This window comes from Achromobacter sp. MUI-25009338, from assembly GCF_057359325.1.
Genome location: NZ_CM170627.1, coordinates 3,250,476 through 3,273,601, shown reverse-complemented (window position 1 = coordinate 3,273,601; position 23,126 = coordinate 3,250,476). Strand labels below are relative to the sequence as shown.

The window sequence follows — 23,126 nt, the reverse complement described above, 5'->3', positions numbered from 1 at the left end:
GCTGCACCCATCCTACGGATTCAAAGAATCCCGCAGACCCGCGATCCACGAATCCTTAACCCGCCACAATAGGCTTGCGGCCCGGGGCGCTGCGGGCGCCGCGGCCGCGGGCGTCGTAGGTGGCGGGAGCGCCGGCGGCGCCGAGGTTGCGCAGGGCGTCCAGCGATTGCTGGGTGTAGCGCAGGTGCACGTCGATCAGGGCGCCGTTGCGCAGATTGATTTCATTGGCGCTGGCCGATTTGGCCAGCAGGGCCTGCCAGACTTCCGCCAGTTGCGGGTGCAGCACGGCTGCCTGTTCGGTGCCGGCGTGGCCGGCGGGCAGGCCGATTTCGGCCAGCAGGCCGTCGCGCGTCTGGCTGAGGTCCACGAGCTTGCGCGCCACGCTGCTCTTGCGTTCGGTGATCTCCTGCAGCCCGCCGATATTGGCCGGGCCCACCAGCACCTCGGTCTCTTCTTCCAGGATGGCGGAGAACTCGGTGATCAGGGCGTCTTCCTGCCGCATGCAGGATTGCAGGGAGTCGACGGTGTGCGCGGTCATGCTGGGACTCGGGTAGGGAAGGGTTGCGGGGCGGCCTATTTGAGCAGGTCGCGGGCGCTGGCGATCAGGCTGTCGGCGATGCGGCCGGTGTCGATCTTGAGCTGGCCGGAGGCGATGGCGGCGCGGATGGCGGCCACGCGCTCGACGTTGATGTCGTTGGAGCCGTCCTGCAGCGCAAGCATCTTGCGCGAGGCCGAGCTCAGCGCCACCTGCGAGCTGCTGCTGCCGCTGGCGCTGCCGGCGCCATAGGCCTGGGCGACCGCGGACTCGGGGCGGTTGCCCAGGGCTTCCGCCGAGAGGGGCCGGTTGGTGGTGGTTGTGATTTTCAAGATTATCTCCGCAGGGCGTCCAGATCCGCCTACTTATGCCTGGGTAACGACAGGGCCGGGACGAACTTTAGGGCAGGCAGGGCTTTGACGCAACGCGACATGTAACAACTTCTACAGCTGCATTTCAACCAGGCCGGCATTGCGCACGATACCGCTGACCACCTGGCCGTTGGCGGTGCGCACCTGCACCATGGAGCCGGGCGCGGCGTTTTCCAGCGCCTCGCCTTCGCTGCTGACCACGAAGCCGTTGCCGCGGGCGTTGATGCGCACGTTGGAGCCGCGCAGCACCGACTGGGCGCTGCGCAGCGAAGCGCTGCGGATCGTCTGCCCGGCGTTGATCCGGTAGGCGGCGCTCATGCCGGCCACGGCCTGCGGGTCGGTGATGGCGCCGCGGGGCAGGGCGACCAGGTCGCCGTCGCGCGGGGCTAGGTCGTCCGGGCTGAGGGGTTGGCCGGCGGCGATCGGGCGGGCGGCGACGTAATACTGGCCGGGCACGCTGACCGTGGCCTGCACGTAAGTGGTCCAGGGCGCCGGCGCGTTGCAGCGCACCCCGACGGTCATGCGCGGGCGCAGCTTCATGCCGGACGGCAGAAATGGGGACATGGCATCGCAAGGCGTCAGGCCCTGCGCCCGCGGCGGATCGATGGCGATTACCGGCTGGCCGGGCAGCGCGGCCAGCTGATCCAGCAGATAGGCCTGCGCGGCCTGCGCGATGGCCTCGGCGGGCTGGAGCTGGGGCTGGACCTGCTGGGCCTGCGCGCCCGCCAGGGGCAGCAGCGCGGCGGCCAGGCAGGCGGCGCCCGCGTGTAGGCGTCTTGCGGTGCTTTTCATGATGCATGAATTGTAGAAGTGCGCCGCGCCCGGCAAGACCTGAATTGGATGAGAAATAACGGTTTATTTGGCTGATTGTGGCGCGCCGCGGACCCCTATCATGCCGTCATCCAATGGGATACCGGCGCGTCCGGCCTCCCGTGCCCACCCGAATTGCAATGCACCAAGGCGCCACGATGCTAGACAGGCTTAACGAAGATTTCCGCTTCTTCCAGCAGTCCCTGGGGCTGCGCGCGCAACGCCAGGAAGTGCTGTCGTCGAACATCGCCAACGCCGACACGCCCAACTACAAGGCGCGCGATTTCGACTTCAAGACGGCGATGGCCAACGCCATGGAAGGCAGCAAGCGCCTGGCCGACACCTCGCTCACGCTGACCTCGGCGCGCCACATCCCGGCCAAGGCCGTGTCGCAAGGCCCCACCGAACTCCTGTACCGCCTGCCGTACCAGCCCAGCCTGGACGGCAACACGGTGGACATGGACATCGAGCGCGTGCAGTTCGCCGATAACACCTTGCATTACCAGAGCACCATGCAGCTGCTGTCAGGCCGTATCCGGACCATGATGGCCGCCATCCAGGAATGATTACTGAACGGAGCGCCAGGCCATGTCCCTGTTGAGCATTTTCGATATCGCCGGTTCGGCGCTGAGCGCGCAGTCGCAGCGCATGAACGTCGCCGCCAGCAACATGGCCAACGCCGACAGCGTGGTCGGCCCCGACGGCCAGCCCTACCGGGCGCGCCAGGTCGTGTTCCAGGTCAATCCGGCCGCCGGCCAGGCGCTGGGCCAGGAAATCGGCGGCGTGCGCGTGGCGGGCGTGGTCCAGGACCCGTCGCCGCTCAAGCGCGTCTACGACCCGCAGCACCCCATGGCCGACGAGCAGGGCTACGTCAGCATGCCCAACGTCGATCCGGTGGCCGAGACGGTCAACATGATCGCGGCCTCGCGTTCGTACCAGGCCAACGTCGAGGTGCTGAACACAGCCAAGGCGCTGATGCAGAAAACGCTGACCATCGGCCAGTCCTAATTTTGAGCAAGTGAATTCATGTCCACTATCGACCAAACCACCAGCCAGACCGGCCTGGGGCTCGCCCAGACCGGCGCCAACTCCAACAGCGCGGCGCAAGGCCTGCAGGACCAGTTCCTGACGCTGCTGGTGACGCAGCTGCAGAACCAGGACCCGCTCAACCCCATGCAGAACGCCGAGCTGACTTCCCAGCTTGCGCAGATCTCCACGGTGGAAGGCATCACCAACCTGAAGAACACCATGCTGGCCATCAGCGGCCAGATCGACGTGTCGCAGTCGATGAACGCCGTGGCGATGATCGGCAAGGGCGTGCTGATCCCGGGCACCAAGGTCAAGGTCGGCGTGGACGGCGACAACGGCGCCGAGCGCGTGGTCACGCCCTACGGCGTGGACCTGCAGGGCGACGCCGCCAAGGTCCAGGTGCGGATTTCGGACTCCAACGGCGTGGTGGTGCGCACCATCGAGCTGGGCGAGCAGGAAACCGGCGTCTACACGCTCAACTGGGACGGCAAGAACGACAGCGGCGTGGCGCTGGAGCCGGGCGCCTACAACGTGTCCATCCTGGCCACGGACGCCGACGGCAAGAAGGTGAATTCGGAAGTGCTGAGCTATGGCCAGGTCAAGAGCGTGGGGTATTCCACCAATGGCCTGCGCCTGGACCTGGGCCTGGACGGCCAGACCAGCATGCTGGATGTGCGCAAGGTGATCGGCGCCTGAGGCGGGCGCGGCGTATCGGTGCCGGCGCACGCGCGGCGGCTTCACTCAGTTTAAGGATTAGCGAGAGAAAACATGGGCTTCGGACAAGGATTGAGCGGCTTGAACGCCGCGGCGCAGAACCTGGACGTGATCGGCAACAACATCGCCAACTCGGGCACCGTCGGCTTCAAGTCGTCGGCCGCCTCGTTCGCGGACGTCTACGCCAGTTCGCGCGTCGGCCTGGGCGTGAAGGTCGCCGGCATCAGCCAGCGCTTCACGGTGGGCACGGTCAACGGCGGCGGCGGTGAATACGACATCGCCATCGACGGCGCCAAGGGCATGTTCCGCGTCACCGACCAGAGCGGCGCGGTCATGTACACCCGCAACGGCGAATTCCTGGTCGACAAGAACAACTTCATCGTCAACGCCCAGGGCTACCGCCTGACCGGCTACCCGGCCGGCGCGGTCGGCGCCAACCCGGTCGAGCTGCAGCTGCCCACCGCCAACGTGGCGCCCAAGGCGACCGGTTCGAGCACGACCGTGGCCAACCTGGACGCCAACGCCAAGGTGGTGTACCAGACGGATACCGTGGTCGCAGACGCGAAGCCGGGTTCGGTCACGCTGAACGGCAACAACTATACCTTTACGAAGAATGCTGCGGGGCAGCTGGAGTGGGTGCCCGGCAACCCGCCGCCCACCGTATATGGCACGGCGCCCGCGACTGTCGAACTGGATGGCGACGGCCAGGTGATCGCTGGCGATCTCGCCAATATCGACGGCTTCGTGGATTACACTGCGGCGGTCATCGAGCCGGCCCGTCCGTTCGACCCGACGATTTCCAGCAGCTACACCAGCGCCTCGCCCATGACCGTGTACGACTCCCTGGGCAATTCGCACCAGGTGATGCAGTACTTCGTCAAGCGCCCGTCCGAAGGCGGCGCCAGCGTGTACGAGGTCTATTACACGATGGACGGCAAGGCCATGCAGCCGACCGCGCAGGGCACCGACGGCACCTGGAGCAGCGGCCCCAACCAGAATTCGCTCACCAAGCTCACCTTCAACAACGCCGGCACGCTGACCAGCGCGCCGGTGGTGAACCTGCGCTTCGAGCAGCCCGGCGGCAACACCACGCCCGCCGATCCGCTGACGATCGCCATGAACTACACCGGCACCACCCAGTACGGCAGCGACTACAAGCTGGTCGCCAAGCCCGACGGCTACAGCTCCGGCGAATTCAGCGGCATCAACATCGGCGGCGACGGCAGCCTGGTGGCCAGCTACACCAACGGCCAGACCCAGGTGGTCGGCACCATCGTGCTGGCCGACTTCTCCAACCTGCAGGGCCTGCAGCCGGTGGGCAACAACGCCTGGACCGAAACCGCCGCTTCCGGCCAGCCCATCCTGGGCCAGCCGGGCACCAACGGCATGTCCACGGTGGTGGGCCAGGCGACGGAATCGTCCAACGTCGACATGAGCAAGGAACTGGTCAACATGATCATCGCGCAGCGCACCTACCAGGCGAACTCGCAGACGATCAAGACCCAGGACGAAATCATGCAGGTGCTCATGAATCTCAAATAGAGCCCACCCCCGGAGCGCCTGCGGCGCTTCCCCCTCAAGGGGGCGCGCCTGCGGACCGGCGGAGCCGGATCCGCGGCGCCCCGCTCGGGGAGAGACCGAGTCTTGCGGGTTCATGCCAGACGGAACAGGAAATGGATCGGATTATCTACACCGCGATGAATGGCGCGGCGCGCATCACGGAGCATCAGGCCGTGCTGTCGAACAATATGGCCAACGTGAACACCCCGGGTTTTCGCGAGCAGATCGCGCTGTACCGGTCGGTGCCGGTCGCCGACGGGGTCAGCCTGCCCACGCGCGTGTCGACGGTGGCTTCGACGCCGGGCAACAGTTTCCAGATGGGAACCATGCAGACCACCGGCCGAGACCTGGACGTGGCGCTGGCCGACGAGCGCGGCTGGCTGGCGGTGCAGACGCCGCAGGGCGAGGCCTATACCCGGGCCGGCAGCCTGCAGGTAGGCGTCAACGGACTGTTGCAGACCTCGCTGGGCCAGCCGGTGCTGTCGGACCAGGGCGGGCCCATCGACGTGCCCGACCAGGCCGCGCTGACGATCACCTCGGACGGCACGATCACCGCGATCGGCGCGGGCGACGCGCCCAACAATATCCTCAACCTGGGCCGGCTCAAGCTGGTGAACCCGCCGCGCGAGCAGCTGGTGCACGGCGACGACGGCGTGTTCCGCCGGGCGCCGGTCGACGGCCAGCCCGCGCCGCCGCTGCCGGCCGATCCCAGCCTGCGGCTGCTGGCCGGGGTGCTCGAGGGCAGCAACACCAATCCGATGGCGGCGATGGTCGGCATGATCGCCAACGCCCGCCGTTTCGAGCAGCAGATGCAGGTGATCCAGCAGTCGGACCGCAACGCCGAGCGCGCCAACGGCATTCTGTCGATAAGCGCCTGACCCGGCGCCCGATTCAAAACCAATACCCAATACGCGCGCGGCCGGGCCGCGCCACCAGGAGTACTACATCATGATGCGTTCGCTGTGGATCGCCAAGACGGGCCTGGAAGGTCAGCAGACCTCCATGGACGTGATTTCCAACAACCTGGCCAACGTCTCGACCAACGGCTTCAAGCGCGGCCGCGCGGTGTTCCAGGACCTCATGTACCAGACGCTGCGCCAGCCCGGAGCCCAGGTCGGCGACGCCACCCAGCTGCCCTCCGGGCTGCAGCTGGGCACCGGCGCGCGCGTGGCCGCGACCGAGCGCATCCACACCACGGGCAACCTGAACAACACCGGCAGCGAAATGGACGTGGCCATCAACGGCCGCGGCTTCCTGCAGGTGGAGCTGCCCGACGGCACCCAGGCCTACACCCGCGACGGCGCGCTGCAGCGCGACCAGAACGGCCAGCTGACCACCGTCAGCGGCTACGTGATCCAGCCGCCCATCAACGTGCCCGACAACGCCCTGTCCATCACCATCGGCAACGATGGCATGGTCTCGGTGACCCAGCCGGGCGCGGCCGGCGTCAACGTGCAGATCGGGCAGCTGCAGATCGCCACGTTCATCAATCCCACCGGCCTGCAGAGCATCGGCGAGAACCTGTACCTGGAAACCGATTCCTCGGGTCCGGCCAACCTGCTGCAGCCGGGCGTGGACGGCGCCGGCTCCATCATGCAGAACTACGTCGAAACCTCCAACGTCAACGTCGCCGAAGAGCTGGTCAACATGATCACCACGCAGCGCGCCTACGAAATGAACAGCAAGGCCGTCAAGACGTCGGATGAAATGCTGGCCCGCCTGACCCAACTGTGATGTCCATCTCCGTCCTGCGCCTGGCGAGCGTCGCGGCCCTGGCCGCGCTGGTGGCCGGCTGCGCCATGATTCCGCCCGAACCCATCGTGACCGGGCCGACCACGGCCGTGCCGCCGGCGCCGCCCATGCCCGCGGCGCAGCCCACGGGCTCGATCTACCAGCCCACCGCCTACGGCAACTATCCGCTGTTCGAGGACCGCCGTCCGCGCAACGTCGGAGACATCGTCACCATCGTGCTCAACGAGAAGACGAACGCCTCCAAGAACGTCGCCACCAACACCAACCGCAGCGGCAGCGCCACACTGGGCATCGCCGCCGCGCCGTCGTTCATGGACAGCTGGGCCAACGCCAACCTGAATACCGACGCCAAGGGCGGCAACGTGTTGCAGGGCAAGGGCGACAGCACCGCCAACAACGCCTTCACCGGCACCATCACCACCACGGTGGTGGGCGTGATGTCCAACGGCAACCTGCAGGTGGCCGGCGAGAAGCAGATCGCCATCAACCGCGGCAGCGAGTACGTGCGCTTCTCGGGCGTGGTGGACCCGCGCTCGATCACCGGCACCAACACCGTGTCGTCCACCCAGGTGGCCGACGCCCGCATCGAATACCGCAGCAAGGGCGTCATGGACGAAGTCCAGACCATGGGCTGGCTGCAACGCTTTTTCCTGATGGCATCGCCGTTCTAATGTTTTATGCGCGGGCGCTTTGGACAACTGAAATGAAGCATTCCATCTTCTTCCGCCTGCTGGCGCACGTCTGCGTCGCCGCCGGCCTGTTGGCCGGGACCGGCGCGGTGCAGGCCGAGCGGCTCAAGGACCTGGCCTCGATCCAGGGCGTGCGCGGCAACCAGCTGATCGGCTACGGCCTGGTCGTGGGCCTGGACGGCAGCGGCGACCAGGTTCGCCAGACGCCGTTCACGCAGCAGAGCCTGACCAATATGCTGTCCCAGCTCGGCATCACCGTGCCGGCCGGCAGCAATATGCAGCTCAAGAACGTGGCGGCCGTGATGGTCACGGCGACCTTGCCGGCGTTCGCGCGGCCCGGCCAGACGCTGGACGTGGTGGTGTCCTCGATGGGCAACGCCAAGAGCCTGCGCGGCGGCACGCTGCTGATGACGCCGCTCAAGGGCGCCGACAGCCAGGTCTACGCCATCGCCCAGGGCAACATCCTGGTGGGCGGCGCGGGCGCGTCGGCCGGCGGCTCCAGCGTGCAGATCAACCAGTTGAACGGCGGGCGCATCAGCGCCGGCGCCATCGTCGAGCGCGGCGTGCCCACCACGTTCGCGCGCGACGGCTACATCCACGTCGAACTGAACAACACCGATTTCGGCACGGCCCAGAACGTGGCGGCGGCGCTGAACAAGAAGTTCGGCCAGGGCACGGCCACGGCGCTGGACGGGCGCGTCGTGCAGGTGCGCACCCCGATGGAGCAGGCCTCGCAGGCGCGCTTCCTGTCGCTGGTGGAAGACCTGCAGGTTACGCGCGCGCCCACGGTGGCCAAGGTCATCATCAACGCCCGCACCGGCTCGGTGGTCATGAACCGCACGGTCATGATCGAAGAGGCTGCGGTGGCGCACGGCAACCTGTCGGTCATCATCAACCGCCAGAACCAGGTGTCGCAGCCCGACACCCCGTTCACCGAAGGGCAGACGGTGGTGGTGCCCAACACCCAGATCGAAGTGCGCCAGGAAAACGGCTCGCTGCAGCGCGTGCGCACCAGCGCCAACCTGGCCGACGTGGTCAAGGGCCTGAACGCCCTGGGCGCCACGCCGCAGGACCTGCTGTCCATCCTGCAGGCCATGAAGTCGGCCGGCGCGCTGCGCGCCGAACTGGAAATCATCTGACGGCCATGGCATACACGCATGACGCGGCGCGCGGCGCCCAACGCCAGGATTCGGTCTTCGACCTGGGCCGGCTGTCGGACCTGAAGCGCGAGGTCAAGACCGATCCGGCCGGCACCGACCAGCAGAAGCAGGTGGCCAGGCAGTTCGAGGCCCTGTTCCTGCAGATGATGCTCAAGCGCATGCGCGAGGCCACGCCCAAGGAGGGCCTGTTCGATTCGCAGCAGACGCAGATGCTGCAGTCCATGGCCGACGAGCAGCTGGCGCTGCACCTGGCTTCGCCCGGGATCGGCCTGTCGGCGGCCATCCTGGCGCAGATGCAGGAAGGCAAGCCGGGCGAGCTGCCGGCCCAGTCGGTCGAACGGCTGGGGCAGGGCGGCGGACTGGATTTCCGCAGCGGCAACTCGCGCGAGGTGTCGGCGCTGCTCAACGTGATGCGCAACAACCGCCCGAGCGACCGGGCGCTGGCGGCCGCCGAGGGCGCGCCCGATCACGTGGTGGATTTCGTCTCCAGGATGTCGCGCGCGGCCAACCTGGCCGCGCAGCAGAGCGGGGTGCCGGCGCGCCTCATCATGGGCCAGGCGGCGCTGGAATCCGGCTGGGGCAAGCGCGAGATCAAGTTCGACGACGGCAACACCAGCTACAACCTGTTCGGCATCAAGGCCGGCGCCAGCTGGAAGGGCAAGGTGGTGCACGTGCTCACCACGGAGTACGAGAACGGCGTGGCCAAAAAGGTGACGCAACCCTTCCGCGCCTACGCCTCCTACGAGGAGTCGTTCGCCGACTACGCCCGCCTGATCGGCAACAGCCCGCGCTACGAGGCCGTGACGCAAGCGCGCAACGAGATCGAGGCCGCCCGCAAGATCCAGGACGCCGGCTACGCCACCGATCCGCAGTACGCCCAGAAGCTGATCGGCGTGATGGGCCAGCTGCGGGGCGCGGCGTCCAGGGTGGAAATTTCCCGCCAGATGTTGGAAGGACTCTAAATTCGGATCATCTGCTGCCGTTAATGGAGTATCCAGACATATCGGTTGCGGTTAAACACGGGGCATTGTCAGTATGAATTTGTATAACTCGGCGTTGGGCGGGCTGAACGCAGCCCAGGCAGGTTTGGCCACCACCAGCCACAACATCAACAATGCCACCACGGCCGGCTACAACCGCCAGCGCGTCATGACCTCCACGGCCGGCGCCCAGGCCACCAGCAACGGCTTCATCGGCCGCGGCGTGCAGGTCGACACCGTCGTGCGCAGCTACGACAGCTTCCTGTACCGCCAGCTCGTCGGCGCGCAGGGCAGCGGCGCACAGCTGCAGGCCCAGTTCGACCAGGTTTCGCAGATCAACAACCTGTTCGCCGACCGCACCGTCGGCATCGCGCCGGGGCTGAACAACTTCTTCACCAGCATGAACATGGTCGCCAGCAAGCCGGGCGATCCGGCCGCGCGCGCCGACCTGCTGGGCAAGGCCAACAGCCTGGCCACGCAGATCCGTTCGGCCTACACCGAGATGCAGAACCAGCGCGTCGGGCTGAACACGCAGATCACCACCACGGTGGAGCAGGTCAACAGCTACCTGGCCCGCATCGACGACCTGAACACCCAGATTTCGCTGGCTTCGGGCAAGGCCGGCGGCAGCCCCCCGAACGACCTGCTGGACCAGCGCGACCTGGCCGTGATGGAGCTGAACCAGCTGGTCGGCATCACCACGTACCAGCAGGGCGACAAGATCAATATTTCGCTGGCCAACGGCGGCCAGGCGCTGCTGTCGGGCAACACCATCTATCCCCTGCAGGCCGTGGCCTCGTCCAAGGACGCCGGTCGCACGGTGCTGGCCTATACCCTGCCGGCCGGCGCGGGCAAGACGGTCGCCGTCGAACTCGACGACAGCGAAGTCACCGGCGGCAAGCTGGGCGGCCTGCTGCAGTTCCGCAGCCAGTCGCTGGACGTGATGCAGAACCAGCTGGGCCAGATGGCGGTCGGGCTGGCGCTGTCGTTCAACGCGCAGCACCGTCAGGGCCTGGACCAGAATCGCAACCCCGGCGGCGACTTCTTCGGCATCAGCGATCCGCAGGGCGTGCCCAACGCCCAGAACAAGAGCAACGCCCAGATCTCCGGAAAATTCACGAACCTGGACAACATCAACGCCAAGGACTACGAGATCTCGTTCGACGGCGCGAATTACCGGGTACTGCGCCAGCCGGAAGGCACGCAGGTCTATAACGGCCCGGCCAGCGGCACGCCGCCCACGCTCAACCTGGAAAAGGAAATGGGCGTGACGCTGACCATCAGCGAGCCGCCGCGCGCCGGCGACAAATGGACGCTGTCGCCCACCCGCGACGCGGCCCGCGACATCGAAGTGCTGATCCGCGATCCGGAAAAGATCGCCGCGGCCGACGCCGAGGGCGGCGACGCCAACGGCAAGAACGCGCTCAAGCTCGCCCAGCTGGAAAACGCCAAGGTGCTGGGCCACGGCACCATGAGCACCACCGACATGTTCGCCCAGGTGGTCAACACCGTGGGCGTGCAGACCGCGCAGATCAAGGCCGCCGCCACGGCACAGGGCAACCTGATCAAGCAGGCCACGGCCGCCCAGCAGGCGGTGTCGGGCGTGAACCTGAACGAGGAATACGTCAGCCTGTCGCTGTACCAGGAACAGTACCAGGCCAGCGCCCGCATCATCGACGTGGCCAGCACCATATTCGACACCTTGCTGGGCCTGCGCGGTTGAGCGCTTGGTTGTGATGAATAAACAGATTTTCGGAGTTGCGCCATGCGCCTGAGCACCTCGATGATGTACACCAACGGCCTGAACGGAATTCTGGGCCAGGAATCCGACATGAACCGGCTGGTCGAGCAGATCGGCAGCGGCCGCAAGAACCTGACCCCGGCCGACGACCCGCTGGCGGCCTCGCTGGCCATCGGCGTGGCGCAGACGCAAAGCATGAACGCGGCCTACGCCATGAACCGCCAGACCGCCAACACCTATCTGGGCCAGGAAAGCAACACCCTGGACGCGGTCACCAACGCGCTGCAAGAGGCCCGCACCCGCATCATCCAGGCCGGCGGCGTGCTGTCCGACAGCGACCGGCAGGCGCTTTCAACCGCGCTCAAGAGCACGCGCGAGGCGCTGCTGGGGCTGGCCAACGCCACCGACGGCAACGGCCAGTACCTGTTCTCGGGCAACGACGGCACCAAGGCGCCCTACGCCAAGGACACCTCGGGCAAGATTTCCTATAGCGGCTCGGTCGGCGAGCGCACCGTGCAGGTCGACCAGAGCCGCCAGATTTCCACCAGCGACCTGGGCAAGGACATCTTCGGCCGCGCCAACCCCGGCTCGCAGGCCTATGTGGCCTCGGCTGGCCAGGACAACGCCGGCACGGCGGAGTTCGGCTCGGTCTCGGTGACCCCGGGCAGCGCGAACCTGGCCCGGAAGTATTCGGTCGAGTTCGTGACCGATAACGCTACCGGCGAACTGGGCTACCGCGTCACCGCGACGGCGGCCGACGGCACCAAGCAGGTGGTGCCGGATCTCTCGCAGCCGCCGACCCCTTACGTGGACGGCGCGACCATCGATTTCGGCGGCGTGTCCACCTCGATCAAGGGCACGCCGGCCGTCGGCGACGTGATCGAGGTCGAGAACGTCCAGTCGGCCGACATGGACGTGTTCGCCACCCTGGACAACCTGATCGCGGCGCTGGACGCGCCCAGCGCCGGCGACCCGGTGGCGACGGCCAGGCTGAACAACGCGCTGGCCACGGCCAACAAGAAACTGGCTTCCAACTACGACAACGTGCTGACGGTGAACGCTTCCGTGGGCGCGCGCATGAACGAGCTGGAAGCCCTGGATGCGAGCGGCACGCAGAAAGGACTGTCGTACGCCAAATCGCTGTCGGACCTGGAAGACCTGGATTATTACCAGGGCGCCAGCCAGCTCGCGTTGCGCCAGGTGGCGCTGCAGGCGGCCTCGGCGGCCTTCATGACCATCCAGGGTTCGAGCCTGTTCAGCCGCAATTGACGCCGCGGCGTAGCGCAACGCGCGCCTCTGGGCGCGCCATAGCGTGCACGCGGACGCCGCCGGCCCGGGCCGGGGCGTCCGTGTTCATGTGCAGGGTAGGAAACAGTCGGTTCATGTAGCTCAACACTCGGAAGTCCCATGCTTGTCAATCTGAAAGTCCGCACCTGCATCATCCTAGTGCTGCTGCTGTTCACGGCGGCCATGTTCATCTCCAACGGCGTGGCGTGGCTGGGGCTGGATTCGAGCAACCAGAAGATGGTGCAGGTCAATAGCGCCTATTCCACGCAGGCCTTGCAGCTCGACCGCGCCTACACCTTGCTGCTGCGCGGCCGGCTGCTGCTGGCGAACTCCCTGCTGGACATGCAGCAGGGCAAGACCGAGCAGGCGGGCTCCCAGGCGCAGCGCGCGCAGGTCCAGATGCAGGAGGGCGCCAAGGCGCTGGAGGCCTACCGCAAGGCGCCGGCCATGCCTGGCGCCGAGGCGCTCAACGCCAAGCTGGACACCGCCTTCCGGCAGTTCGACGACATCTCCAAGCGCCAGGCCGCGGCCCTGGCGGCGATGGAGGTACAGACATTCCTGGACCTCAACGACGCTGGCGGCGCCGCCAACACGGCGCTGCGCGAAGCGGTGGGCGCGGTTCAGGACTTCGTGGACAAGTCCACCGACAAGCTGGTGGAAGAGGCCGAGGCCGAACACGCGGCCGCGCGCGTCGTCACCATCGTCCTGTTGGCGATCGCGCTGGCGCTGTCCCTGGGCTGTTGGGTTTTCATCAACCGCACGGTGCTGCGTCCGCTGCGCGAGGCTGGCAATCATTTCGAGAAGATCGCCGGCGGCGACTTCACCGGCCGCGTCGAAGTCCGCAGCAGCAACGAAATCGGCCAGCTGTTCGCCGCGATCAAGCGCATGCAGGAAAGCCTGACGCGCACCGTGGCCTCGGTACGCCGTGGCGTGGACGAGATCAACGTGGGCTCGCGCGAGATCTCGGCGGGCAACACCGACCTGTCCAGCCGCACGGAAGAGCAGGCCGCCTCGCTGGAAGAAACCGCGGCGTCCATGGAAGAGCTGGCTTCGACGGTCAAGCAGAACGCCGACAACGCGCGCCAGGCCAACCAGCTGGCGGCCAGCGCTTCCGAAGTGGCCGAGCGCGGCGGCGCGGCGGTGTCGGAAGTGGTCGGCACCATGGAGCAGATTTCGGCCAGTTCGCGCAAGATTTCCGAAATCGTGTCGGTGATCGACGGCATTGCGTTCCAGACCAACATCCTGGCGCTGAACGCCGCGGTGGAAGCCGCGCGCGCCGGCGAACAGGGCAAGGGCTTTGCCGTGGTGGCGGGCGAGGTGCGCGCGCTGGCGCAGCGCAGCGCCCAGGCGGCCAAGGAAATCAAGGGCTTGATCGAGGATTCGGTCAGCAAGGTGGGCGCCGGTTCGCAGCAGGTGGAACGCGCGGGCGCGACCATGCAGGAGATCGTGGCCTCGGTCAAGCGCGTGACCGACATCATGGGCGAGATCTCGGCGGCGTCCGAGGAGCAATCCAGCGGCATCGACCAGGTCAACCGCGCGGTGTCGCAGATGGACGAGGTGACGCAGCAGAACGCGGCGCTGGTCGAAGAGGCCGCGGCGGCCGCCGGCTCGCTGCAGGACCAGGCGCAGCGCCTGGCCGAAGCCGTGGCGGTGTTCAAGATCAACGCCGGCGAAGTGATCGAAGTGCCGGCCCAGCAACTGGCGCACGCACGGCCCGCGCCGCGCATGCCGGCGCCGCGGCCGGCCGCCGGCGACCATGCCGAGGCGGCCGAGGCGCCCGCGCAGCAGGCCGAGGCGCCCGCGCCCAAGCTGGCTGCGCCGGCGCAGGCAGAACCCAAACCCGCCGCATCCAGGCCGGCCCGGCCGGCGGCGGCCAAACCGGCCATGTCGGCCGCCCGGGCGCCGCGGCGCGCGGCCAGCCGGACGGCGAACGCCACCGACGCCAAGCCCGCCGCCCGCCGGCCGCCGCCGTCGGACGACGATTGGGAGTCTTTCTGACGGCGTAATCCGTTGCTGCTTTGACCTGTTATTTCACTTTTCGCATCGGCGGCGTCGCCGCCGGGGCGCTTACCGGAATATATCGAAGTGTTTAGCAATCTGAAGGTGCGCACGGGCCTCATGCTGGCCCAACTGGTGGTCGCCCTGGCCGCGCTTGCCGCGATCGTGCTGGGTTGGAACAGCATGCGATCGAGCAGCGAGTCGATCAACGCCCTCAATACGCTGGGCGTCCAGCAGGCGGATCTGCTCAAGGACGCCTATGCGCTGATGCTGCGCGGCACGATACGCGCCGATATCGTGGTGGGATTGCGCAATGCCGGCGATACCGCCGGCGTGGCCGAGAACACGCGCACCCTGAAGCAGCAACTGGCCGAGGCCAGGACCAAGATGGAGGCGTTCAAGGCCATTCCCAAGGTTACCGAGCAGGGCAAGGCCGCCGAGTCCGAACTGCTGTCCTCGTTCCAGCGCTTCGCCGATGCGCTGCAGGCCATGGTGGTGGCCCTGGAGCGCGGCGACATGGAGGCCTATCTCAAAGAGAAGAACACCACCGGCGCGGCCGCCAGCCAGGCATTTTCCCAACGCCTGGCCGCGTTCATGGAGAACATCAACGCCTATAGCGTGGCGGCGGTGGAGGCGGCGCGGTCCCAGTCGGCGACCATGGCCATCGTCTACCCCGTGCTGGCGGTGCTGATCCTCGCGGTGTGGCTGGCCGCGTTCCTGTTCATCAACCGGGCGGTGCTGCGCCCCTTGCGCTCGGTCAGCGAGAGCTTCGACAAGATCGCCGCGGGCGACCTGACCGTGCGGGTGGAAGCCACCTCCACCAACGAAATCGGCACGCTGATGGCGGCGGTCAAGCGCATGCAGGAAAGCCTGACGCGCACGGTGGCGGCGGTGCGTCGCGGGGTGGACGAGATCAACGTGGGCTCGCGCGAGATTTCGGCGGGCAACACGGACCTGTCCAGCCGCACCGAGCAGCAGGCGGCTTCGCTGGAAGAAACCGCCGCCTCCATGGAGCAGCTGGCTTCGACGGTCAAGCAGAACGCCGACAACGCGCGCCAGGCCAACCAGCTGGCGGCCAGCGCGTCCGACGTGGCCGAGCGCGGCGGCTCCGCGGTGTCCGAAGTGGTGGGCACGATGGAGCAGATTTCGGCCAGCTCGCGCAAGATTTCGGAAATCGTGTCGGTGATCGACGGCATCGCGTTCCAGACCAACATCCTGGCGCTGAACGCCGCGGTGGAAGCGGCGCGCGCCGGCGAACAGGGCAAGGGCTTTGCCGTGGTGGCGGGCGAGGTGCGCGCGCTGGCGCAGCGCAGCGCCCAGGCGGCCAAGGAAATCAAGGGCTTGATCGAGGATTCGGTCAGCAAGGTGGGCGCCGGTTCGCAGCAGGTGGAACGCGCGGGCGCGACCATGCAGGAGATCGTGGCCTCGGTCAAGCGCGTGACCGACATCATGGGCGAGATCTCGGCGGCGTCCGAGGAGCAATCCAGCGGCATCGACCAGGTCAACCGCGCGGTGTCGCAGATGGACGAGGTGACGCAGCAGAACGCGGCGCTGGTCGAAGAGGCCGCGGCGGCCGCCGGCTCGCTGCAGGACCAGGCGCAGCGCCTGGCCGAAGCCGTGGCGGTGTTCAAGATCAACGCCGGCGAAGTGATCGAAGTGCCGGCCCAGCAACTGGCGCACGCACGGCCCGCGCCGCGCGTGGCCGCGCCGGCGCCCGAAGCGCCCGCGGCGCAAGCGGAGACGCCCGCCCAGGCGGCGCCTGCCGCGCGCCTGACGCATGCGCCTCGCGTCCGCGCCGCCGCCAAGCCGGCCGCGCCCGCGCCGGCCGCGGCTGCCGCGGAAGGCGCCACGGCCACGCGCGGTCCGCGCCGGCCCGCGGCCAGCGCGGCGGCCGAAGGCAGGCCCGCGAGCAGGCCACCGGCCAGCCGGCGGACGCCGCCCGCGGACGACGACTGGGAATCTTTCTGACAGGCGGGTATGCGAGCCTATCTACACCTACTTGCGGCGGCTGTCCTGGCCGCCACGCTCGCCGGTTGCACGGCGACCGGACGCAATTTCGACCCGGACGGGCTGTCCAGCCTGAACCCGGGCCGTTCCACGCTTGCGGATGCCACGCACGCGCTGGGCGCCGCGCCCGACAAGATCTATCCGCAGCCCGACGGCAGCCTGCTGGCGCTCTGGTCGTACAAGGTCACGGTCGTCACCGACGGCCTGTACGGCCGCAAGGAAGCGCTGCTGCGCTTCGGCCCTGACGGCCGGCTGGCGAACCTCGTGGACAGCACCAATATCCTGCTCGAACCCTGGGAGCGCCGCAATCTGCTGGGGCCGGCGCCCGCGTCCGAGCCGCTGCCGGACTGGGCGCTGCCCAAGGTCGAGCCCGGAGAGTCCTACATCTACATACCCGGTCCGGGAGAATCGGCCGGATCGCGGCCGCAAGGCGGGTAACTCCGCCGGGCGGCACAGAGCGTCGCGGCGCAGACCGCGATGTCCGTCGCCCTGAATGCATGCCCTGTGTAACAGGGCATGTCAACAGGGTGCTTTTTGTTTGATCATGCAGTTCCTGGAGGCATGGGGAAATAATATGGAAGCGAGTCTCGAATCCGGTATCAAGTCCGGCAAGGCAGGCAAAAGAAAGGCGCGCGCGCCCAAGGTGAAGAAGAAGCTGCGCCTGCGCGATGCGCGCGTGGGCACGATGCTGCTGTGGGTCATGGCGTTCTTCGCCGTGCTGATCGCGGCGGTGGGCGGTCTGGCCGCGTATTTCCTGCAGCACAACTACGAATCGATCCGCGAGATCAACGGCCTGACCGAAAGGGCGCGCCAGGTCGAGGTGATCAATAGCGACATGCTGCGCGCTCGCGTGGGGCTGATGGTGGCCGCGCGCCACCTGCAGGAGTCCGGCTGGGGCAGCGGCGAGAATTCGGCGCGCGACGCCGCGGCCTCGCTCAAGGACGCCACCGACCTGCTGACCGGCGTGCGCAGCAGCTTCGCCGAGTTCCAGAAGAACATGCTGCAGGACGACACCGGCCGCCAGCTGTCCATGAATCTGGTGCGGCGCTATCGCTCGTACATCGACGACGGCGTGGACACCATGGTCGAGGCCCTGCGCAGCGAAGACTATTCGACGTTCTACATGGTGAACAACGAATACGGCACGCCGCGCAGCGCCGCCTTCATCGCGGCGCTCAGCGAATTCGGCAAGTACATCAATGACCAGCAGAACGCCCTGATCGAACAGGCCGAGGCCAACTTCAACCGCGCCATGATGGCGGTGGGCGTGGCGGTCGCGCTGGCGCTGGTGCTGATGGTGCTGGCCCGCGTGCTGTTCGGCCGCCTGGTGGTCCGCCCGCTGGTGGAAGCCGGCCAGCATTTCGACAAGATCGCTTCGGGCGACCTGACCAGCCGCGTCGAGGTGCGTTCGCACAATGAAATTGGCCAGCTGTTCGCGGCGCTCAAGCGCATGCAGGAAAGCCTGACGCGCACCGTGGCCTCGGTGCGCCGCGGCGTGGACGAGATCACCGTGGGGTCGCGCGAGATCTCGGCGGGCAACACCGACCTGTCCAGCCGTACGGAAGAGCAGGCCGCCTCGCTGGAGGAAACCGCGGCGTCCATGGAAGAGCTGGCCTCGACCGTCAAGCAGAACGCCGACAACGCGCGCCAGGCCAACCAGCTGGCGGCCAGCGCGTCCGACGTGGCCGAGCGCGGCGGCTCCGCGGTGTCCGAAGTGGTGGGCACGATGCAGGGCATTTCCGCCAGCTCGCGCAAGATCTCGGAAATCGTGTCCGTGATCGACGGCATCGCGTTCCAGACCAACATCCTGGCGCTCAACGCCGCGGTGGAAGCCGCGCGCGCCGGCGAACAGGGCAAGGGTTTCGCGGTGGTGGCGGGCGAAGTCCGTTCGCTGGCCCAGCGCAGCGCGCAGGCCGCCAAGGAGATCAAGGGCCTGATCGAGGATTCGGTCGCCAAGGTGGGCGCCGGTTCGCAGCAGGTGGAACGCGCCGGCGCGACCATGCAGGAGATCGTGGCCTCGGTCAAGCGCGTGACCGACATCATGGGCGAGATCTCGGCGGCGTCCGAAGAGCAATCCAGCGGCATCGACCAGGTCAACCGCGCGGTGTCGCAGATGGACGAGGTGACGCAGCAGAACGCGGCGCTGGTCGAAGAAGCGGCGGCCGCGGCCGGTTCGCTGCAGGAACAGGCGCAGCGTCTGGCCGAAGCCGTGGCGGTGTTCAAGATCAACGCCGGCGAAGTGATCGAGGTGCCGGCGCACCAGTTGAGCGGCTATGCCGCGCCCACGCTGACCCAGGCCTGACGCCCGGGGCTTGAACAAAGAACCGCGGCCGCGCACAAGCGCGGCCGCGGTTTTCGTTTTTTCCGCCAACGGGTTATTGACGGTTAAGTTTTCGAAAATATGACCGTTAACGAAAAAAATAGCGCCCGAATCGGGCAATGAAGTGTTCGACGGCCGTCACGCGCCAGCGTGCGCCTGGCCTTACGAACCGGGCGGAAACGTATACGCGGGGCGTCAGGTCCAGTTTGTCCGCCGTTGTTCATTTGCTGTTCTTTGACGAAACCGGAGGCAAGCTGTGCGTGTCAATCTACCCGTCCATAACGTGGAAACCAAGCTGCGCGCCGATCAGTACCTGATCTCGCGCACCGACACCAAAGGCCGGATCGTGTATGCGAATCCGGCCTTTATCGAGGTGAGCGGCTTTTCGCGCGAGGAACTGATCGGCAAGGCCCACAACATCGTGCGCCACCCGGACATGCCGCCGCAAGCCTACGAGGACCTATGGGCCACGCTGCAGGCCGGCGGCTCGTGGCTGGGCCTGGTCAAGAACCGGCGCAAGGACGGCGGTTTCTATTGGGTGCTGGCCAACGCCACGCCCATCGTCGAGCACGGCGAGGTGGTGGCTTATTCGTCGGTGCGGGTGCAGGCCTCGGAAGAGCAGATCCAGATGGCCGAGGAGCTGTATGCGCGCATGCGCGAGGGCACGGCCCGCGGCGTGCGCATCCGGCGCGGGCGTCCGGTGCGGGCCGGCTGGCGGCGCGGCCTGGACGCGCTGGCGTTTCCGTTCAGGCAATGCGTGCGCAGCCGCATGCTGCGCCATGCGCTGCTGTCGGCGGGCATCGTGACGGCGGCGGGGGCCTATGGGATGTATGCCGGTTGGGAACGCATGGATGCGCAGCAGGTGGGGCTGGCGTGCGCCGCCTTGGGCGCCGGCGTGCTGGCGCTGTTCGCAATGAGCTGGCGTCTGTCGCGGTTCGTGCTGGATCCGATGGTGGATGCGGCCAACATGGCGCGGCAGGTGGCGGCGGGGAACCTGACGACGCAGATCGTGCCGTCATCGGATGACGAGATCGGCAGCCTGATGTTTTCGCTCGACGTGATGCGCAAGAGCCTGATCGGGATTGCGCAGGATGTGTACCGAGGCATCGAGGGTACGACCCAGGCGGCCTCGCATATCGCGCGCGGCAATCAGGAGCTGGCCGGCCGCACGGAGGGCCAGGCGGCGTCCCTGCAGCAGACCGCGACGAGCATGGCGCAGCTGACCGCCACGGTGCGGCAGAACGCCGACAATGCGCGGCAGGCCAATGAGCTGGCCGCGAGCAGCATGGACGTGGCGCGGCGCGGCGGAGTCGCGGTGGGCCAGGTGGTGGAGACGATGCACGGGATTTCGGACAGTTCGCGCCGGATCGCCGATATCGTGAGCATCATCGAAGGGATTGCGTTCCAGACGAATATCCTGGCGCTGAACGCGGCGGTCGAGGCGGCGCGGGCCGGCGAGTCCGGCAAGGGGTTCGCGGTGGTGGCGGGCGAGGTGCGCACGCTGGCGCAGAAAAGCGCGCAGGCCGCCAAGGAGATCAAGGGGCTGATCGAGGATTCCGCGGACCGTGTGACCGAGGGGTCGCAGCAGGCCGAGCAGGCGGGCGCGACGATGCAGGAAATCGTGGCGGCCGTGCACCGGGTGACCGATATCATCGCCGGGATCGCGCGGGCGTCGCAGGAGCAGTCCAGCGGGATCGAGCAGGTGGATACGGCGGTGTCGCAGATGGACGTGATGACGGCGCAGAACACGGAGCTGGTGCAGGAGCTGGGGGGAGCCGTGCGCGAGCTGGGCGGGCAGTCGGCGGCGCTGCGGGATACGATCCGGGTTTTTCGCCTTACCGGGCACCAGTAGCTGTCGATGACGCCGTTCGCGGCCGGAGCGCTTGGCGTTCCGGCCGCGATGTTGTCTTTGCCTACTTGCCCGCCAGGGCGTCGGCGACGCGGCTCATGGCGGTCAGGCCGGATTCGAACAGGGATTCCAGGAACGGGCCGGCGTGCGGCAGGACCACGGTCAGGACGGTGACGCCCACGATCAGGGTGACCGGGAAGCCGATGGAGAAGACCGACAGCTGTTGGGCGGCGCGGTTGAGGATGCCCATGGCCAGGTTGATGGTGAGCAGGGCGCAGATGAGCGGCAGGGCCAGGAGCAGGCCGGAAATGAACACGGTCTTGCCCCATTCGACGATCACGCCCCAGCCGTTCTGGTGCAGCTGGATCATGGCGATGGGCAGGGTGTCGAATGAGCGCACCAGCGCGGCCAGGACCAGGAGGTGGCCGTCCAGCGCCAGGAAGGTCAGCATGGCGATGATGTTGAACAGGCGCGAGAGCACGGCCGTGTTGGCGCCGGAGCCGGGGTCGAAGAACGAGGCGAAGGATAGGCCCATCTGCAGGCCGACGAATTCGCCGGCGGTCTGGACGGCGGCGAACACCAGGCGCATGGTGAAGCCCAGCGCGACGCCGATCAGGACCTGCTGCATCACCATCCAGAGGCCGGCGTAGGAGCCTGGCGAGACCGGGGGCATGGGGTCCAGGGCCGGGCCGACCGCGACGGCGAGGACGAAGGCCAGGCCCACCTTGACCTTGATGGGGATGAGCGATTCCGAGAACAGCGGGGCGGTGCCGACCAGGGCCAGGATGCGCACGAACGGCCAGAGGAACTGGCCGATCCAGCCGTTGAGCTGTTCGAGCGTGAAGGCGATCATGGCGGGGCGCTGTTGCGGCGGGTCTGCGATTGCCGGCCGCTCAGGACACCAGCATGGGGATCTGGCCGATCAGTTGCCGGATGTAGTCGACCATCACGCCGATCAGCCAGGGGCCCAGCAGCACCAGCACGCCGCACATGGCCAGCAGCTTCGGAATGAACGACAGCGTCATTTCGTTGATCTGCGTGGCGGCCTGGAAGATGCTGATGACCAGACCCACGACCAGTGTGACCAGCAGCAGCGGGCCGGCCATGGCCAGGACGATCTTCATCGCCTGGTAGGTCATGGTCATGACGGTTTCGGCGGTCATGGCGGCTCCTTGCGGCGTTATTGGTAGAAGCTCTGGGCCAGCGAGCCCATGAGCAGGTTCCAGCCGTCGGCCAGCACGAAGAGCATGAGCTTGAAGGGCAGCGCCACGGTGACCGGGGGCACCATCATCATGCCCAGCGCCATCAGCACGCTGGCGATCACCAGGTCGATGATGAGGAACGGGATGAAGATGGTGAAGCCGATCTGGAAGGCGGTCTTGAGTTCGCTGGTGATGAAGGCCGGCACCAGGATGCGCATCGGCACCTGGGCCGGGTCTTCCATGGCGGGCTGGTTGGCCAGGTTGGCGAACAGCGACAGGTCGTTCTCCCGCGTCTGGTGCAGCATGAAAGTGCGCAGCGGCGCGGCGGCGCGTTCGACCGCGGCCTCGAACTGGATGGAGCCTTCGGACAGCGGTTTGTAGGCGTCGGTGTAGATTTTGTCGAACACCGGCGACATCGTGTAGAAGGTCAGGAACAGGGCCAGGCCGATCAGCACGTGGTTGGGCGGCGACATGGCGGTGCCCATGGCGCTGCGCAGCAGGCCCAGCACGATGATGATGCGGGTGAAGCCCGTCATCATGAGCAGGGCCGCCGGCAGGAACGACAGCGAGGTCATCAGCAGCAGGGTCTGCATGCTGAGCGAATAGGTCTCGGAGCCGTTGGGGCCGGGCGTGGCCGTCAGGGCGGGCAGCGTGGCCTGGGCGACGACGCCCGCCGGGAACAGGGCCAGGCCGAGCAGCGCGGCCGCCCCGAGCAGGGACGGCGCAAGCATGCGGGCGCGGGCGAGAGGCGTGCGGGAGGGCAAACTCATGGGTATGGCGTGTCGCGCGCGAGAGCGCTAGCGGCGCTTGAGCGCCTGGCCCAGCTTGGCCGCGAACGCGGCCGCGGGCAGGGGCGATGCCTGCGGCAACTGGCCGGCGGGCAGGGTATGCAGGGTATTGAGCTGGTTCGGGCCTACGCCCACCACCAGCCAGGTGTTTTCGATTTCGACGACCACGATGCTCTGGCGCGGACCCACCGGCAGGCTAGCGACCTGGCGCAGCAGGTTGCCGCCGCCGCGCTGGGCCAGGCCGGCGCGGCGCGCCAGCCAGGCCGCGGCCAGGATGGCGGCCACCACCAGCAGCAGGCCGAGAATGACGCGGGCGAGGGCGGCTTCGGTCATG

General features: G+C 67.5%; 23 protein-coding genes. 16 read left to right on the top strand and 7 right to left on the bottom strand.

The genetic code is table 11. The annotated features are described in order from the left end of the window. Positions 1-55: 55 nt before the first annotated feature. From AC1IQ6_RS15535 to flgA, 3 genes are all read right to left on the bottom strand, one after another. A complete protein-coding gene (locus tag AC1IQ6_RS15535) occupies positions 56-538 on the bottom strand; it encodes a flagella synthesis protein FlgN (RefSeq protein ID WP_102770898.1) in 483 nt (160 codons plus the stop codon). Positions 539-573: 35 nt separating this feature from the next. After that, the gene (gene flgM, locus AC1IQ6_RS15530) at positions 574-867 is read right to left on the bottom strand and encodes a flagellar biosynthesis anti-sigma factor FlgM (RefSeq protein WP_102770899.1); all 294 of its coding nucleotides are present in this window, start codon (positions 865-867) and stop codon (positions 574-576) included. Positions 868-978: 111 nt separating this feature from the next. Next, entirely contained in the window at positions 979-1,698 is a 720-nt protein-coding gene (flgA, locus tag AC1IQ6_RS15525) for a flagellar basal body P-ring formation chaperone FlgA (RefSeq protein ID WP_485864886.1), read from the bottom strand. Between the two features lie 176 nt (positions 1,699-1,874). Here flgA and flgB point away from each other — a divergent pair, with 176 nt between their 5' ends. The 16 genes from flgB to AC1IQ6_RS15445 all read left to right on the top strand — a co-directional run bounded on the left by flgB (position 1,875) and on the right by AC1IQ6_RS15445 (position 20,805). Further along, the gene (flgB, locus tag AC1IQ6_RS15520) at positions 1,875-2,282 is read left to right on the top strand and encodes a flagellar basal body rod protein FlgB (protein WP_102771803.1); all 408 of its coding nucleotides are present in this window, start codon (positions 1,875-1,877) and stop codon (positions 2,280-2,282) included. Between the two features lie 22 nt (positions 2,283-2,304). Further along, positions 2,305-2,724: a flagellar basal body rod protein FlgC gene (gene flgC, locus AC1IQ6_RS15515; RefSeq protein ID WP_102770900.1), complete on the top strand. Its 420-nt coding sequence runs from the start codon at positions 2,305-2,307 to the stop codon at positions 2,722-2,724. Positions 2,725-2,742: 18 nt separating this feature from the next. Beyond that, entirely contained in the window at positions 2,743-3,441 is a 699-nt protein-coding gene (locus tag AC1IQ6_RS15510) for a flagellar hook capping FlgD N-terminal domain-containing protein (RefSeq protein WP_102770901.1), read from the top strand. Between the two features lie 72 nt (positions 3,442-3,513). Then, positions 3,514-5,001: a flagellar hook-basal body complex protein gene (locus AC1IQ6_RS15505; protein WP_485864885.1), complete on the top strand. Its 1,488-nt coding sequence runs from the start codon at positions 3,514-3,516 to the stop codon at positions 4,999-5,001. 131 nt (positions 5,002-5,132) lie between these two features. Next, positions 5,133-5,897, top strand: a complete 765-nt coding sequence (locus AC1IQ6_RS15500; RefSeq protein ID WP_102770903.1) for a flagellar basal body rod protein FlgF — start codon at positions 5,133-5,135, stop codon at positions 5,895-5,897. 70 nt (positions 5,898-5,967) lie between these two features. Then, on the top strand, positions 5,968-6,753 hold the full coding sequence (flgG, locus tag AC1IQ6_RS15495; protein WP_102770904.1) for a flagellar basal-body rod protein FlgG: 786 nt from the start codon (positions 5,968-5,970) through the stop codon (positions 6,751-6,753). Further along, positions 6,753-7,442, top strand: a complete 690-nt coding sequence (locus tag AC1IQ6_RS15490) for a flagellar basal body L-ring protein FlgH (RefSeq protein WP_485864884.1) — start codon at positions 6,753-6,755, stop codon at positions 7,440-7,442. The genes flgG and AC1IQ6_RS15490 overlap by 1 nt, the downstream gene beginning before the upstream one ends. A gap of 32 nt (positions 7,443-7,474) precedes the next feature. Next, the gene (gene flgI / locus AC1IQ6_RS15485) at positions 7,475-8,599 is read left to right on the top strand and encodes a flagellar basal body P-ring protein FlgI (RefSeq protein ID WP_485864883.1); all 1,125 of its coding nucleotides are present in this window, start codon (positions 7,475-7,477) and stop codon (positions 8,597-8,599) included. 5 nt (positions 8,600-8,604) lie between these two features. Continuing rightward, positions 8,605-9,582, top strand: coding sequence for a flagellar assembly peptidoglycan hydrolase FlgJ (gene flgJ, locus AC1IQ6_RS15480; protein ID WP_485864882.1), 978 nt, complete (start codon positions 8,605-8,607; stop codon positions 9,580-9,582). A 73-nt stretch (positions 9,583-9,655) separates the two neighbouring features. After that, positions 9,656-11,323, top strand: a complete 1,668-nt coding sequence (gene flgK, locus AC1IQ6_RS15475) for a flagellar hook-associated protein FlgK (protein WP_485864881.1) — start codon at positions 9,656-9,658, stop codon at positions 11,321-11,323. Between the two features lie 42 nt (positions 11,324-11,365). Then, complete coding sequence (gene flgL / locus AC1IQ6_RS15470; RefSeq protein ID WP_485864880.1) at positions 11,366-12,610, top strand: flagellar hook-associated protein FlgL; 1,245 nt, start codon at positions 11,366-11,368, stop codon at positions 12,608-12,610. Positions 12,611-12,748: 138 nt separating this feature from the next. Further along, the gene (locus tag AC1IQ6_RS15465) at positions 12,749-14,626 is read left to right on the top strand and encodes a methyl-accepting chemotaxis protein (protein WP_485864879.1); all 1,878 of its coding nucleotides are present in this window, start codon (positions 12,749-12,751) and stop codon (positions 14,624-14,626) included. A gap of 87 nt (positions 14,627-14,713) precedes the next feature. After that, positions 14,714-16,594: a methyl-accepting chemotaxis protein gene (locus tag AC1IQ6_RS15460; protein ID WP_485864878.1), complete on the top strand. Its 1,881-nt coding sequence runs from the start codon at positions 14,714-14,716 to the stop codon at positions 16,592-16,594. Positions 16,595-16,603: 9 nt separating this feature from the next. Beyond that, positions 16,604-17,071 carry a hypothetical protein gene (locus AC1IQ6_RS15455; protein WP_111825286.1) on the top strand — a complete coding sequence of 156 codons (468 nt, stop codon included), beginning with the start codon at positions 16,604-16,606 and terminating at the stop codon, positions 17,069-17,071. A gap of 136 nt (positions 17,072-17,207) precedes the next feature. Continuing rightward, positions 17,208-18,935: a methyl-accepting chemotaxis protein gene (locus AC1IQ6_RS15450; RefSeq protein ID WP_146196857.1), complete on the top strand. Its 1,728-nt coding sequence runs from the start codon at positions 17,208-17,210 to the stop codon at positions 18,933-18,935. 274 nt (positions 18,936-19,209) lie between these two features. Further along, complete coding sequence (locus AC1IQ6_RS15445) at positions 19,210-20,805, top strand: methyl-accepting chemotaxis protein (protein WP_485864877.1); 1,596 nt, start codon at positions 19,210-19,212, stop codon at positions 20,803-20,805. Positions 20,806-20,866: 61 nt separating this feature from the next. Here AC1IQ6_RS15445 and fliR read toward each other — a convergent pair whose 3' ends face one another. From fliR to fliO, 4 genes are all read right to left on the bottom strand, one after another. After that, a complete protein-coding gene (gene fliR, locus AC1IQ6_RS15440; protein WP_102770912.1) occupies positions 20,867-21,655 on the bottom strand; it encodes a flagellar biosynthetic protein FliR in 789 nt (262 codons plus the stop codon). 40 nt (positions 21,656-21,695) lie between these two features. Continuing rightward, on the bottom strand, positions 21,696-21,965 hold the full coding sequence (gene fliQ, locus AC1IQ6_RS15435; RefSeq protein ID WP_008163193.1) for a flagellar biosynthesis protein FliQ: 270 nt from the start codon (positions 21,963-21,965) through the stop codon (positions 21,696-21,698). 17 nt (positions 21,966-21,982) lie between these two features. Then, positions 21,983-22,735 carry a flagellar type III secretion system pore protein FliP gene (gene fliP / locus AC1IQ6_RS15430; protein ID WP_111825284.1) on the bottom strand — a complete coding sequence of 251 codons (753 nt, stop codon included), beginning with the start codon at positions 22,733-22,735 and terminating at the stop codon, positions 21,983-21,985. A gap of 66 nt (positions 22,736-22,801) precedes the next feature. Beyond that, positions 22,802-23,125: a flagellar biosynthetic protein FliO gene (gene fliO / locus AC1IQ6_RS15425; RefSeq protein ID WP_102770914.1), complete on the bottom strand. Its 324-nt coding sequence runs from the start codon at positions 23,123-23,125 to the stop codon at positions 22,802-22,804. Between the last annotated feature and the right edge of the window lies 1 nt (position 23,126).

What these genes read in the sequence shown, in the direction of transcription:
- fliQ (WP_008163193.1), bottom strand. Translation starts at nt 21,965, where the DNA reads ATGACCGCCGAAACCGTCATGACCATGACCTACCAGGCGATGAAGATC.
- AC1IQ6_RS15535 (WP_102770898.1), bottom strand. Translation starts at nt 538, where the DNA reads ATGACCGCGCACACCGTCGACTCCCTGCAATCCTGCATGCGGCAGGAA.
- fliR (WP_102770912.1), bottom strand. Translation starts at nt 21,655, where the DNA reads ATGATCGCCTTCACGCTCGAACAGCTCAACGGCTGGATCGGCCAGTTC.
- fliO (WP_102770914.1), bottom strand. Translation starts at nt 23,125, where the DNA reads ATGACCGAAGCCGCCCTCGCCCGCGTCATTCTCGGCCTGCTGCTGGTG.
- flgJ (WP_485864882.1), top strand. Translation starts at nt 8,605, where the DNA reads ATGGCATACACGCATGACGCGGCGCGCGGCGCCCAACGCCAGGATTCG.
- AC1IQ6_RS15490 (WP_485864884.1), top strand. Translation starts at nt 6,753, where the DNA reads ATGTCCATCTCCGTCCTGCGCCTGGCGAGCGTCGCGGCCCTGGCCGCG.
- AC1IQ6_RS15505 (WP_485864885.1), top strand. Translation starts at nt 3,514, where the DNA reads ATGGGCTTCGGACAAGGATTGAGCGGCTTGAACGCCGCGGCGCAGAAC.
- flgC (WP_102770900.1), top strand. Translation starts at nt 2,305, where the DNA reads ATGTCCCTGTTGAGCATTTTCGATATCGCCGGTTCGGCGCTGAGCGCG.
- flgI (WP_485864883.1), top strand. Translation starts at nt 7,475, where the DNA reads ATGAAGCATTCCATCTTCTTCCGCCTGCTGGCGCACGTCTGCGTCGCC.
- flgB (WP_102771803.1), top strand. Translation starts at nt 1,875, where the DNA reads ATGCTAGACAGGCTTAACGAAGATTTCCGCTTCTTCCAGCAGTCCCTG.
- fliP (WP_111825284.1), bottom strand. Translation starts at nt 22,735, where the DNA reads ATGCTTGCGCCGTCCCTGCTCGGGGCGGCCGCGCTGCTCGGCCTGGCC.
- AC1IQ6_RS15465 (WP_485864879.1), top strand. Translation starts at nt 12,749, where the DNA reads ATGCTTGTCAATCTGAAAGTCCGCACCTGCATCATCCTAGTGCTGCTG.
- flgG (WP_102770904.1), top strand. Translation starts at nt 5,968, where the DNA reads ATGATGCGTTCGCTGTGGATCGCCAAGACGGGCCTGGAAGGTCAGCAG.
- AC1IQ6_RS15450 (WP_146196857.1), top strand. Translation starts at nt 17,208, where the DNA reads ATGGAAGCGAGTCTCGAATCCGGTATCAAGTCCGGCAAGGCAGGCAAA.
- AC1IQ6_RS15500 (WP_102770903.1), top strand. Translation starts at nt 5,133, where the DNA reads ATGGATCGGATTATCTACACCGCGATGAATGGCGCGGCGCGCATCACG.
- flgL (WP_485864880.1), top strand. Translation starts at nt 11,366, where the DNA reads ATGCGCCTGAGCACCTCGATGATGTACACCAACGGCCTGAACGGAATT.
- AC1IQ6_RS15510 (WP_102770901.1), top strand. Translation starts at nt 2,743, where the DNA reads ATGTCCACTATCGACCAAACCACCAGCCAGACCGGCCTGGGGCTCGCC.
- AC1IQ6_RS15455 (WP_111825286.1), top strand. Translation starts at nt 16,604, where the DNA reads ATGCGAGCCTATCTACACCTACTTGCGGCGGCTGTCCTGGCCGCCACG.
- flgK (WP_485864881.1), top strand. Translation starts at nt 9,656, where the DNA reads ATGAATTTGTATAACTCGGCGTTGGGCGGGCTGAACGCAGCCCAGGCA.
- flgA (WP_485864886.1), bottom strand. Translation starts at nt 1,698, where the DNA reads ATGAAAAGCACCGCAAGACGCCTACACGCGGGCGCCGCCTGCCTGGCC.